The sequence below is a fragment of the Olivibacter sp. EAT-5 genome (assembly GCF_044784325.1).
Lineage (GTDB): Bacteria > Bacteroidota > Bacteroidia > Sphingobacteriales > Sphingobacteriaceae > Olivibacter > Olivibacter oleidegradans.
In genome coordinates, this window is sequence record NZ_CP173028.1 from 609503 (window position 1) to 621775 (window position 12273).

Genomic DNA, 12273 nt, shown 5'->3' on the forward strand with positions numbered 1-12273 from the left:
AAAATCATGAAAATTAGAAATAGATTGATGACAGTAGCTATCGTTGCAATAATGACGGCGATAAGTGGATGTTCCAGAACTTTTGACGAAGTCAACACCGATCCGGATGCACTACCGGATGTACCACCAACGAATATGCTCGCAAACGTTTTACGAAATTCCGGGGAACAGTTTGGCGGGGATATTGATGGCTATGGCACTTTTGCTGGCTATATTGTCAAAATACAGTATTTGGACTATTTCGGAGGGCTTGTCCCTACCAATAATGGTTATGGCAACCGATGGTATGCTTGCTATTATAACAATACACAATTAAAGGATCTGTTGGCTAAAACGGAAGAAGCTGCCGATGCGTACAAAAATATTCGCTTAGTTGCCCGTTTGTGGCAATGTTATATGTGGCAATATTTAACGGATGGTTGGCGGGACGTTCCTTATTCGGAAGCGCTTCAGGGGGCTGAAGAAGAAGGTAGTATATTAAAAGCGAAATATGACAAACAGGAGGATATTTATCCCGCAGTGATGGCTAGTTTAAAAGCCATTGCAGATGAAATGGCCACAGGTTTCGGTACTGATGAAGTTGGAGAAGGTGATTTTATCTACCAAGGTGACATGGAAAAATGGCAACGCTTTTGCAATTCTTTAAGACTTCGTATGGCTATCCATATTTCGGGTGTTGCCCCAGATTTAGCGAAGAGCACTATTGAAGAAATTTGCACGCAACCCGAGAAATATCCTGTAATCAATTCTAATGCGGCTAATTGCTATTTATACTGGCCTGGTGCAGCACCATATTATGAACCATGGTATGAAACTGGGTATACCGGGGATTCGCGTGTAAATAACTTTGGCATGGCCGATATTTTTATTGATCACCTAAAAGAAATGGAAGATCCACGGATTGCCAGCGTGGCCAATGTTGCTTCGGATGGGGAATATCGTGGCTATCAGAATGGTGCAAAGACTCCTCCTCCTGTATTAACCCGGATTTCATACATAGGCGACCGTTATATGAAGAATGCCGCGGGCTTTACACCTTTTTTCAAATCTTGTGAAAGTTATTATATTATGGCAGAGGCCGCTATGCTGGGTTATAATGTAGGCATTAGCGCACAAGAGGCATACGAAAACGCCGTACGGTTATCAATGGAAGATAACGGCATTAGCCAAGCAGCTACCGAAGCCTACCTTGCGGGGAAGGGCAAATGGGATAATACTAAAGAGCGCATCTGGTGGGATGAATGGGTTGCACTTTTCAAAGATAATTTCGAGGCTTGGGCGCTATATCGTAGAACAGGAATACCTTCGACGAACTATCCATCGCTAAACTCAATATACGGCGACGCGCACAATGACCAGCCCTTCCGCATTCCGTATCCAAACAATGAGTATCTCTTTAATCGAGAAAATCTAGACGTAGTATTAAGCAATGTCTCTGATTACGCTTGGGGCCAACAAATGTGGTGGGATACCCGAACAGGTGTTAAGTAATTACTAACTTCTTTGAGAAGTTACAAATATTCGGCCCTTTCTCTTGTAGAGAAAGGGCCTTTTTTTCATCTAATGCTGAGTCCCTGCACTTGTTCTTTTTCAGTACTTCCCCATTGCGTGGGCTTTTTTGCCAATTGAAATTTCAAATTGCCGCCTTGCATGATCTCTTCGTATTTAATATAGTTCCTTCGGAGATCTCGTCCATTTAAACTAACCGAACGGATATAGGGATGGTCTTCGGGATCTTTATCACAAGTTACTATCCATTTTTTACCGTCAGGCAGCAACATTTCATACTTCTTATAAAAAGGGCTTGTCAACAGATAACTACCTGAGATCGGATCCACCGGGTAAAAGCCAAGCGAGGCAAAAACATACCAGGCCGACATCTGCCCGGCATCATCGTTCCCACTGAGTCCGCCCGGCCCGTCCGTATATTCTTCCTTTAAAAGCTGCCTTACACGTTCCTGTGTCTTCCACGGCGAACTTGTAAAATTATAGAGAAAGGGAATCTGGTGCCCCGGTTCATTGCCGTGCCAATAGCCTCCGCTTGAGAATAAACTATCTAAACTATTTTTCAATACGTCTCGTCCTCCCATCAATTTAGCGAGACCCGGGATATCCTGAGGCACATAAAATGTATATTGGTGCGGTGTTCCTTCCGTAATATAGGGTTCCCTCTTATTTGCATTGAATGGTTTGTACCATGTTCCATTAATATAGCGTCCGCGGACCATCCCCGTCTCTTTATCGAACACGTTTTCATAATTCTTTGCCCGTGCGAGCAGCCGCTTATAATCTGCAGTTTGTCCGATAGATTTTGCGAACATAGCCAATGCATAATCATCATAAGCATATTCTAGTGTTCGGCTCACCTGCTCTTTTTTATGGAAGGCAATTGGCACACTATCCTCCATTGGAATATAATTATATTGCAGGTAAGTTGCCAAAGCGCGTCTACCTTTACCCTCATGATAACTGACCGTATCAGGCACAATAAATGCATTTTTACGAAGGAGCGCATAAGCTTCATAAGGGTCGGTCCGTCCGATTCCTTTAAGAAAAGCTGAACTAATGACCGACGTGGCATGATCGCCGATCATGGCGGCAGTATAACTATTCCAGCAAGGAAAAATCGGCATCCATCCGCCCTGTGCGCCCTTGTTGATGAGGGAGCTCACAAAATTATTCACCAATTCCGGCTCTATAATTTCCAGTAAGGGTATCTGTGCACGATAGATATCCCACATTGAAAAGTCGTCATAATAATCAGCTGGTCCGGCCAGTGCATACCCGCTGCTTCCTGCAAACCGGGGATACTTGCCATCAACATCATTAAACAAGCGTGGATGTTGCATCGCGTGATACATGGCTGTATAAAAGATTCGCTTGCCTTGTAGGTCATTATCCTCTACCACAATTTTTCCCAAAGCTTGTTCCCACAAATCTGTTGTTTTTTGCCTAACCTCATCGAATGCCCAAAAGGGAATTTCCTCTTTTAGATTTTGTTCGGCGCCGGCTATATCAGTAAAGGAAGTACCTATTTTAAAGCAAATACTCTCTCCTTTTTTTAGAAAAAACCCCAGGTAAATACCACTCGTCTCGTCACTTCTACCCAGAACACTTTTTTGTATCTTACCCTGATGAAAACTCCCGCTAATTGATGGTACGCTCTCTGTTATTAGACACATATGACCATCGAATCCCGCATATTCACCCCATCCCTGATAAATACGATGAACCGGGTTCTTTCCAAGAACTTTTCCCTTTCCTCCAAAATGCAACTGCCCTTGATGTTGATCGCTATTTGCATTTATTAGCAAATAAACACTATCACTTTTCTGGGCAGTGACCCGTATTATACCACATCTTGCAGTAGCGGTTAATTCTACAAGCAATTGATAACGATCGAGTGTTACCTGATAATAAGCCGGGGTGCTTTGTTCATTGTTGTGTGAAAAGGAGCTCGATGCCTGTCGCAACGCCTTCTGTAAAGAGCCGCTAACAGGCATTACACTGAAACTACCATAGTCTTGCGTACAAGAACCGCTTAGCCAATGACTCGCTCGGAAACCATTGATTAACGAATCGCTATAATAGTAAGGAGCTACACATTTCTGTTCCGTCTTTCTTGTTTGAGCCGTCCATTGAGTCATAGCAAACGGTGTACTTACTGCCGGGATTGTATTGGCATATTGTTCGGAGCTAGCCTCACTATGCTTTTTTGCTGCGTCAGTGCCGCTAACCGCGGTTCCTGCCAAAGGTTGTACAAAATGAATCAATTGGGACTGTTGGGCAAAAACAGGACTATGGAAAAACAAAGCGACGAAAGTGCTATATACAATTAAAAATTCTTTCATATGAATGTTAAAGAAACTAGCTGCTAGCTGATAAGGCAAGATACCATTTATCAAGTAAATCACTAAACAAAATGATTGGCTTTTTTGATTAGGCGAGGTATGCCTATCATTTGGTGAAGGGCTACGATCAATGGACATTTTTTAGCCAAAAAATACAATTCTGCGCAAACTGTGGTAAAAAAAGGTCACCCAATAACTCAGATTTTCTTGAAAGCTAGGAAAGCTCTTAACAGCTATACACACACTTTCGCGTTAATTGACCAACTTTTTATTTATCAGCTATTTACAAAACAAAACCAATAATTTAGAGGCTATAATTAAAATTAAATGATCGCTGGCTTATGGAAACTTCCTTTACCAATTTGGACGGATTTGAATATCCAGCCTATAAAATAAAAAGATATATAAGTAATTTAGAACTTTTCACTTTGCTTTTAACGGATGGCAGCATTGTACATTACATTGCCCCGGATGAAAACCTATTCAAGAGTTGGTTGATCAGCAATAACATCCCGGATGTTAGAGAGCAGGAATATATAAGCGCGGGGATTTTGAGTTAACTTATTTTTGGCACTATATTCGATAGAAGTGCTAAAAATAACGCCATGAAAAAGATTTACTTCTTACTCACATTGTCTAGCATACTTTTATTTAGTTCCTGTTATACCACAAGAACCGCAGGCAGAAGTGGAAAAGTGCCTCCGGGCCAGGTCAAAAAAGCAACGGGGTCCAAGTCAGCAAAACCATATGCACCCGGCCAAAATTAGGCCAGGTGCAATGGCACAAAGCTAGAATAGGGACTTTTATTTACTATGTCCGTGACCGCCATGTCCCTTGTGCTGGCCGCCACCTTTTTTAATAAGATTGTTCCCTTTCCCCTTGCCCCCATTTCCGGCTTTCATGTATTTTGGGTGTCCTTTTACAACATAGTATTTAGGATTATTACTCCGTGCAATCACTCCTTGCGAATGATTCGATTTATATTTAACATATTTAACCTTATGGTTATTAAAATACATATAAGGTCGGGGCTGGTTCATCACTACCTTATATCCCGTGTATAGATCATATCCTCTATATCGTGGAGGTAGATTTAAACTGAAAACCCAGGATCCATTGCTTAGATAAATAAACTGTCTGGATGGCACGTAATAATAGCTCTCAATTTCCGGCAAGTAATAATAATCGACATAATCATATCCTACGGGCCCCCAGAGAGGCTGTGATCCTATATTGATGCTTACTTGCACCTGTGCTGCGGACTTTATTGGTATAAACCCTATTGTCACTAAAATGACAAGTAATAATAGCTTTTTCATTTTTATTTTTTTTAGTTGTCGGCTGCCTGCTCCGCGTTTATCAATTTTCTAAGTTGATAACACCCATGTTGGTATTTTGACCAAGTGAAACAGATACATTAGCAATCGTGCTATCAGGAAAGGCAAGAGTATCCTGCGGAACAATTTTCAGCGAATAAGTTCCCGCAGCTAAACCTCCGATTGTAAATGCGCCTGTTGATGGATCGGCAACGGTTCCCACGGTATCGGTACCTTGAATAGCAAGTACTTCGGGGTAACTTTCTATCGGTGATACGGAACCGGATATAAGTCCAGAGGTAGCCGCCGTCACTCCCCTAACAACAGGCTTTAGTAGATATTTTCCATTTCCGGTTTGCACAATGGACTTAGCCGCGTCGAAGTCTAATAAAAGTGTATAAGTCACTCCCGGCACCAAGACAGGGTTTTCTGTCAATTTTACTTTCCAACCGGAAGATTGGCCGCTTGGTGTTGTTAATGCATATTCCGTTCCATCTACAACTATCGTATTTCCGTCATCAAGCACCAACCTGATTTCAGTAATGTCGCCACTGGGCATTTCACCTGAAGCCACCAAAATATCAGGATTGGCGGTTCCGATTCTGTAATCGAGAATATTAAACAAACCCGTTTCAGCGGCAAAAGTATAGGATCGTTCGTCCGACTTTAATACAATTTCTTTGACATGTAAATTGATTGCATCAAAGTTACCTGGAGCATCTGTCATACGTACCTCTACCCTAGTTGTTCCGCCCCCGGCACTATCATCGTTTTTATCGCAGCCGGCAAAGGCTAAAAGTCCTATAATTGCTATTCCTAATGCTAAATAAACGTTTTTCGTTTTCATACGATCTGTTTTTTATGTTTCCTTCGGTGTGTGCGCTTGTTTCATCCGTTTAACATGCACACCCTATTGCTTAAACATGTTTCCCATAAATAGATGTTGATTCAAAATTGAGGAGACAAGATGAAAACAACATGAAATTTTAAATCTTTTTTATTTCGACATTTCATTTATTTTTCATACAAAGAACAGATCTTTGTTAATAGGACCCGAAATGGGTTCTGAATTATCAAAATCATAAGCTCATGTTGAGGCACTATCACTTGCATACCGTATTTTTGTTCTTTTTAAACGCCTCTATTTGCCATGCATTTACAGTACCCACATTACCTGAAGTTACAAATTCGGTAAATGATGAGTACTCCATTGCATCTAATAGACAACAGGACGATAAAGGAAAGAATAAGAAACCGGAAAAAACTAAACAGCAAGTGGAGGTAAAGCAAGTACCAAAAGCGAAGAAACAAAACGCACCTGTTAAAGTAAAACCGAATATAAAAGTTAAACCAAAAGTGATTCGACCAAAAATTAAGAAGCATTAAATGATTGGCATCAGATGAAATTAGCTATTTCGATTGTATTCACTTGTTTAATTTTTTCGCACTTGCAAGCTAGGCAAATCAACGATAGTTTAGCAAGCGCAAGCTATACTTTTGCAGCACTTTATAACAGCAATATTAATTATTATGGGCAAGTTACGGATGAGAAGCTGCCTTATGTCTTACTAAATGCAACAGTTCGTTTACCCTTTGGATTATATTTTTCTGCCAGTTCATACAAATTTTTAAATTACGGATCCGGAATTTCCGGAACCGATCTAGGCATAGGTTACGATTACAATTTCAACGAAAAGATATCGAGCGGTTTAGCTTATACACGATCGTTTTATCCCACCAATTCCCCTTTGCTTCAAGCATCGCTCACGAATAACCTCAATGGCTCGTTAAGTTATCACTGGCCTTGGTTTAAGAGTGCCTTGGATGTCGATTATGCTTTTGGAGATGAACAAGACATTTTTTTAACGCTTTCCAACTCCAAGGACGCGAGTCTGGGCAACCTATTTGATGATAAAGATCTGATTAGCATAGAACCTTCTATAGAATTGGTAGCAGGAACGAGAAATTACTATGAGACCTATGTACGAGCTAAGAACCAACGTGGGCAGGATAAAGGAAATGGGAAGCCGCCAACAAACCCGGGAAATTCAGGAGGGGTGACCGAATATATTCCATCTAAATCCTTTTCCATGCTTACATACAACGCTAAACTGCCTTTAAGTTATAGTCGTAGTAGTTATTTAATAGAATTAAGCTATCAATTATCGCTTTTGGTCCCTTCAGATGAAGCAATAAAACGTGCACAATCTTTTTTTGGATTGGCCTTTTATTATCAATTTTAAAGCCGCACTATGAAAGTACTCATTGTAGAAGATGAAAAAACCTTAGCCTATGAGATGGCTGATTTCTTAAAGAAGGCCTTTTATATTTGCGATTTAGCTCATACCTATCAGGAAGGGGCTGAAAAGATCGCCTTGAATCAATATGATTTCATATTGATTGATTTAGGTTTACCGGACGGGGATGGACTGGATATTTTACGGAAAGCAAAAAAACATAATGAGGAGGCCGCTTATATAATATTGACAGCAAGAGGTAATTTGGACGATCGGATCATAGGATTGGATCTAGGTGCGGATGACTACCTTTCAAAACCTTTTTATCTTTTGGAATTACAATCGCGTATGCAGGCTATTGCGCGAAGGAAATTCAAATTGCAGGACGAACTCATACGCTTAGGTGATTTCAGTATTGATTTACCGAAACGCTTGGTTCTATTTGATAGTAACCCGATTGACCTTTCCCGGAAAGAGTTTGATTTGCTAAGCTATTTGCTGTTGAATAAGAATAGGGTTTTAACGCGAATGCAATTAAGTGAGCACATTTGGGGTTCTTATGCTATAGATGATAATGACTCAAACTACATTGATGCTCATATCAAGAATATTAGAAAAAAACTCGGTCTATGGGCAAGTACCGAATGGCTTGAAACGGTACGCGGTGTCGGATACCGAATCAAAGGATAGATTACTTTAATGGCTATATAATAGGGTCTTTACGATGAAACTATCTACCAAGCTTTTACTATTTATAAGTAGTTCAAAATTGATTATCGTAATCATCTTTATACTGCTTTTACCTATGCTGGTTGATCAGATCGCTTCTGAATACACGAACTACATTTTGGGCCAGCAAAAGACCAAAGTATTGGCGGACTTGGAACAGAATGGCTTGGATTACTATCTGCAAGGCGATAAAGAATATGGAAGCTACACTATGTTAAAGGAGGAATACATAGCAATTGAACCCGCTCCTACCAATCTTCACCTAGATAATATTAAGGAATCTCAGCGTATTGTGGAGAACGACACGTTACGATATCGAATCTTAAGCCATACTTTTCAACATAATGGGCAAACTTATTTGTTAGAAATAGGGAAAACAGTAAATAGCATAAACCAATATAACAAACCGCTCCAACGCTTCACCTTATATACGCTGATCGTACTAATCGCCTTCACCCTAATTATCGATTTAAGCTTCCTACGTTTGTTGGTTCGTCCACTAAATAAAATCATAAGGACGCGGTTACTGAACCGCAAGTTCCCATTTAGAGGACAACACCCCCCCATAAAAACAAGCACCTATGACTTCAGATACCTGGATGAATCGATTTTAATTTTAATGAAACAAGTAAACGAAGCGTTTGAAAAAGAAAAGGAATTTACCGCAAACGCCTCTCACGAATTGATGACACCCATTAGTATACTTCAGAGCAAAATGGAAAATTTACTAACAGGAGAAGGGCTTGAAGAACCGTTCGCACAACACATCGTTGAAATGATGAAAACCTTAACTCGATTAAAAAAAATATCGAGTTCTTTATTGTTAATCTCAAGAATCGACAATGCGCAATTTGCGAGAAAAGACTTAGTCTATCCTTTGGAATTGGTTCGAGAAATCTTAGAGGAATTGGCAATAAAACTGGAAGAAAAGCAAATTAAAACCAAAGTAAACCTAACCATCAATCAAAATTTAGCAAACGTGAACAGAGATCTACTCTTCCATCTGTTTTATAATCTAATCAATAATGCCATCAAATTTAATCGAGCGCACGGCCGTATATATATCAGCGATCGTATTTTAATCCCCGGTTATGAAATCAGCATTCGAGATACAGGTGTTGGCATTCCGGAAGCACAAATTCCGTTTATTTTTGATCGATTCAAAAAGTCGACCGATGGCGAAAACCGCGGCTACGGGCTGGGGCTTACCATTGTAAAAAGTATTTGCAATTATCACCATATAGCCCTTAGTGTTGAATCCGATACTGATCAAGGAACTGTCTTTAAACTGCTGTTTCCTATTTAACACCCAAGACAACATGTTAATCTTTGTGCTAAGAGGCTACTTTTTTCACCGGGGCATAATATTTCAACTCAATGATGTCGTTCGGAAAAGGGAGGCTATTCCATGATTGATGGATAGCTAAAGCTGTACCGACCGCTGTTGCCTGTGCCATAGAAGCTGCGAATACCTCCACTTGCGGGAATGCTTCAGCAAGCAGATTCATGTAAATAACATTCTTTCCAAAACCGCCATCAACAAAGAGTCTTTTCACGGTAGATGCACCTATAGCCAATGTAGTTGATATCTTTTGAGCGTTCACCAAATCGATCATCAGCTGATGGTAAGCCTCTGTTTCGGTTCTAAACTTTCCTAAATCTCGTTTACCGAAAATAGCCAAGCTTTCTTGAGGACTCATCCCTACCGATTGATCCGTCTGTTCTTGCAATTTATTGGCTAAATGCGTATCAAAAGCAATGTTTTTAAATTTGGCGGTAGACACGTTGAAATGGGCAGCAATTCGCTTGGTTTGCTGTTCATGTTCATATCCGGCAAATAAACGGGAAGCTTTAACCGGTTTTCCCTGGTAGTGGATATAGGATAAGCAATCAGCTTTTAAATCCTCACTTGTTAGCGGCTCTTCGTTAAAAGGGTTTAAACTGATACACCAAGTACCCGTAGAAAGGAGCACAAAGGGTTTAGTGAAACTTACTAAATAAGGAATTAGCGCGGCTGAGCTGTCGTGAAAGCCCGCACCAACAGCATAGTTATTACCCGGAAAGGAGGCCTGAAAGACTGAATCAGCAGGTACAATGGGCGCCAATTTGTCTAAAATTCCTTCCTGTTCTACCCATTCGTGGTATCCGCTCTTCTGAAAATCCCATAAATTGGTGTGACAACCAATACTTGTCATATCGCTGTAAACCTTACCCGATATTAGGAAACTCATATATTGGGGCAAATGCAGGGCTTTATATACTTGCTTAAAGACGCTCGGTTTTTCATGCTTTAATCGATACAATTGCATACCGGAGTTTAAGCTTCCCAATACCGGCGAAGCGGCCCGTAAGGCGAAATTCTCCTCGCCACCATATTGCTTGTAAAACTGATCTTTTAAGGTTTGGGGATAATCCTTTAAATAGTTATATAGCGGCGTTAAGGGTTTACCACTCTCATCAATATATACGAAGCTTGCCCCATAGGTTGAGAAATTGATAGCCTTAATCTCGAATTCATCCTTTCTGAATACTTCATGTAAGGAGTCAAAAACGGATAAGCGAAGACTGGCAAGATTTTCACAGGGATCGCCATCTTCGTCTACCGTTTCAGTAAAACGAGCGGAACGTTCGAATACAATCCTGTAATGTTCATCAAACAAAAATAATTTCTTATTAGTCTTTCCTACATCAAATATGGCAATAACCGGTATCTTCATCGTTGTTGGCTATACGTTTTAAGTTATACGTTTTAAGTTGTACGTTATAGGTTCTAAGTTTTACGCTTTAAATCATAAGCTCGGAACGCCTCGAAACCTATCACTTAAAACTTATTACTTAGAACCTATAACTTATAACCCAGTGGCCACTGTCTTAGAGCCCCTTTCTTTGATCAGCTCTCCACGAACATTTAATGATCGATACAATTCTATGGGATTTAAAGCACCTCCTGCACGTAACCTCGCTTCTGCTACCAATGGTCTAACATCGGTGCGAAAAGCCGCTTGTAGTATTTCCTGAGCTTTGGCAACATCATTATCTTCTTGTGCAGCGGATAAAGCTTTTCTGTCCACCAAAAGCGCCTGTGCATAAGCCAGCATGATTGCCTCAACAGATTGCAGTAAATCTTCCAGTGGATCCTTTACATTATGCGAGGCATCGATCATCCAGCCTAAGTCAGTTGCATGATTCATTTTTCGAGCATCCATACCTTCAATCAGCTCATTAAATATTAAAAACAATTGATAGGGTTTGATACTTCCGGCCGTTAAATCGTCATCACCATATTTAGAATCGTTGAAATGGAAGCCCCCAAGTTTACCCTCCATGAGTAACAAAGAAACAATCTGTTCAATGTTGGCATTCGGCAGATGATGTCCAAGATCAACTAAGGTATATGCTTTAGGCCCTAATTTATTGGCATATAATAACGACTGTCCCCAATCACCCACCGTTGTTGAATAAAAATTGGGTTCAAAAGCTTTATATTCAACGAAAATTTTCCAATCTGCCGGTAACGCCGCATACACTTCCTGAAGACTTTCTAAGGTTCGTTGAAAAGCCTTTCTAAAATTCAGTTGACCAGGAAAGCAGGATCCATCAGACAACCAAACTGTGAGCGACTTTGACCCAAGTTCGATCCCATGCTGTATGACCTCGATATTGTGCTGGACTGCCTGCTTACGAACGGCAGCGTCTACATGCTGCATGGATCCAAACTTATAGCTAAAGGTTTGATCAGGCTGATCTTGAAAGGTATTTGAGTTCATCGCATCGAAGCCAAGCCCATACTGTGCCGCTAAGGTCTTTATAGACTGATAATTTTTTGGCACATCCCAAGGGATATGCAAAGAAATGGCACCACTCGATTGATTCAAGGCATGTAGTAATCCGACATCCTCGATTTTCTCCTCTAAACTTCTGGGTTCACCACCACCGGGAAAACGCCCAAAGCGTGTTCCTCCTGATCCAAGCGCCCAACTTGGAATGGCAATCTGAAAATCAATCAGTTTCTCTAAAACCTCATGGTAGTTATTTATATCTTCAACCAAACTTTCCAATTTGCGAACGTGTTTCGCTTTTGCTTGTTGGTTATATTCCTCGATTTTATACTTTTCTATATTCATAATCCTAATCAGTTAG

At 40.5% G+C, this 12273-nt stretch carries 11 protein-coding genes; 6 read left to right on the forward strand and 5 right to left on the reverse strand.

Annotated elements, in window-relative coordinates; all coding sequences use genetic code 11:
* Positions 1-6 precede the first annotated feature (6 nt).
* A complete protein-coding gene (locus ACH11B_RS02555) occupies positions 7-1491 on the forward strand; it encodes a SusD/RagB family nutrient-binding outer membrane lipoprotein (RefSeq protein WP_289552578.1) in 1485 nt (494 codons plus the stop codon).
* 65 nt (positions 1492-1556) lie between these two features.
* On the opposite strand, the gene ACH11B_RS02560 is transcribed toward ACH11B_RS02555, so the two are convergent.
* Complete coding sequence (locus tag ACH11B_RS02560) at positions 1557-3851, reverse strand: GH92 family glycosyl hydrolase (RefSeq protein ID WP_130858200.1); 2295 nt, start codon at positions 3849-3851, stop codon at positions 1557-1559.
* Positions 3852-4192: 341 nt separating this feature from the next.
* On the opposite strand from ACH11B_RS02560, the gene ACH11B_RS02565 reads away from it, so the two are divergent.
* Positions 4193-4411, forward strand: a complete 219-nt coding sequence (locus ACH11B_RS02565) for a hypothetical protein (protein WP_013663815.1) — start codon at positions 4193-4195, stop codon at positions 4409-4411.
* Between the two features lie 243 nt (positions 4412-4654).
* On the opposite strand, the gene ACH11B_RS02570 is transcribed toward ACH11B_RS02565, so the two are convergent.
* Both ACH11B_RS02570 and ACH11B_RS02575 read right to left on the reverse strand, forming a co-directional pair.
* Positions 4655-5170, reverse strand: a complete 516-nt coding sequence (locus ACH11B_RS02570) for a hypothetical protein (protein WP_207303810.1) — start codon at positions 5168-5170, stop codon at positions 4655-4657.
* A 40-nt stretch (positions 5171-5210) separates the two neighbouring features.
* Positions 5211-6014 carry a DUF4382 domain-containing protein gene (locus tag ACH11B_RS02575; protein ID WP_013663820.1) on the reverse strand — a complete coding sequence of 268 codons (804 nt, stop codon included), beginning with the start codon at positions 6012-6014 and terminating at the stop codon, positions 5211-5213.
* A 242-nt stretch (positions 6015-6256) separates the two neighbouring features.
* Here ACH11B_RS02575 and ACH11B_RS02580 point away from each other — a divergent pair, with 242 nt between their 5' ends.
* From ACH11B_RS02580 to ACH11B_RS02595, 4 genes are read left to right on the forward strand one after another with little or no spacing between them, the layout of a single operon-like run.
* A complete protein-coding gene (locus tag ACH11B_RS02580) occupies positions 6257-6553 on the forward strand; it encodes a hypothetical protein (RefSeq protein ID WP_013663821.1) in 297 nt (98 codons plus the stop codon).
* A gap of 14 nt (positions 6554-6567) precedes the next feature.
* On the forward strand, positions 6568-7410 hold the full coding sequence (locus ACH11B_RS02585; RefSeq protein WP_130858202.1) for a hypothetical protein: 843 nt from the start codon (positions 6568-6570) through the stop codon (positions 7408-7410).
* 9 nt (positions 7411-7419) lie between these two features.
* Positions 7420-8094 carry a response regulator transcription factor gene (locus tag ACH11B_RS02590; protein ID WP_377613049.1) on the forward strand — a complete coding sequence of 225 codons (675 nt, stop codon included), beginning with the start codon at positions 7420-7422 and terminating at the stop codon, positions 8092-8094.
* 34 nt (positions 8095-8128) lie between these two features.
* A complete protein-coding gene (locus tag ACH11B_RS02595; RefSeq protein ID WP_377613051.1) occupies positions 8129-9439 on the forward strand; it encodes a sensor histidine kinase in 1311 nt (436 codons plus the stop codon).
* A 28-nt stretch (positions 9440-9467) separates the two neighbouring features.
* On the opposite strand, the gene ACH11B_RS02600 is transcribed toward ACH11B_RS02595, so the two are convergent.
* The gene (locus ACH11B_RS02600; protein WP_377613053.1) at positions 9468-10850 is read right to left on the reverse strand and encodes an FGGY-family carbohydrate kinase; all 1383 of its coding nucleotides are present in this window, start codon (positions 10848-10850) and stop codon (positions 9468-9470) included.
* A 132-nt stretch (positions 10851-10982) separates the two neighbouring features.
* Complete coding sequence (locus ACH11B_RS02605; RefSeq protein ID WP_377613055.1) at positions 10983-12257, reverse strand: sugar isomerase; 1275 nt, start codon at positions 12255-12257, stop codon at positions 10983-10985.
* Between the last annotated feature and the right edge of the window lie 16 nt (positions 12258-12273).

Bases quoted from the DNA above. Each gene is read 5' to 3' on its own strand.
- ACH11B_RS02555 (WP_289552578.1), top strand. From the start codon at position 7: ATGAAAATTAGAAATAGATTGATGACAGTAGCTATCGTTGCAATAATG.
- ACH11B_RS02560 (WP_130858200.1), bottom strand. From the start codon at position 3,851: ATGAAAGAATTTTTAATTGTATATAGCACTTTCGTCGCTTTGTTTTTC.
- ACH11B_RS02565 (WP_013663815.1), top strand. From the start codon at position 4,193: ATGGAAACTTCCTTTACCAATTTGGACGGATTTGAATATCCAGCCTAT.
- ACH11B_RS02570 (WP_207303810.1), bottom strand. From the start codon at position 5,170: ATGAAAAAGCTATTATTACTTGTCATTTTAGTGACAATAGGGTTTATA.
- ACH11B_RS02575 (WP_013663820.1), bottom strand. From the start codon at position 6,014: ATGAAAACGAAAAACGTTTATTTAGCATTAGGAATAGCAATTATAGGA.
- ACH11B_RS02580 (WP_013663821.1), top strand. From the start codon at position 6,257: ATGTTGAGGCACTATCACTTGCATACCGTATTTTTGTTCTTTTTAAAC.
- ACH11B_RS02585 (WP_130858202.1), top strand. From the start codon at position 6,568: ATGAAATTAGCTATTTCGATTGTATTCACTTGTTTAATTTTTTCGCAC.
- ACH11B_RS02590 (WP_377613049.1), top strand. From the start codon at position 7,420: ATGAAAGTACTCATTGTAGAAGATGAAAAAACCTTAGCCTATGAGATG.
- ACH11B_RS02595 (WP_377613051.1), top strand. From the start codon at position 8,129: ATGAAACTATCTACCAAGCTTTTACTATTTATAAGTAGTTCAAAATTG.
- ACH11B_RS02600 (WP_377613053.1), bottom strand. From the start codon at position 10,850: ATGAAGATACCGGTTATTGCCATATTTGATGTAGGAAAGACTAATAAG.
- ACH11B_RS02605 (WP_377613055.1), bottom strand. From the start codon at position 12,257: ATGAATATAGAAAAGTATAAAATCGAGGAATATAACCAACAAGCAAAA.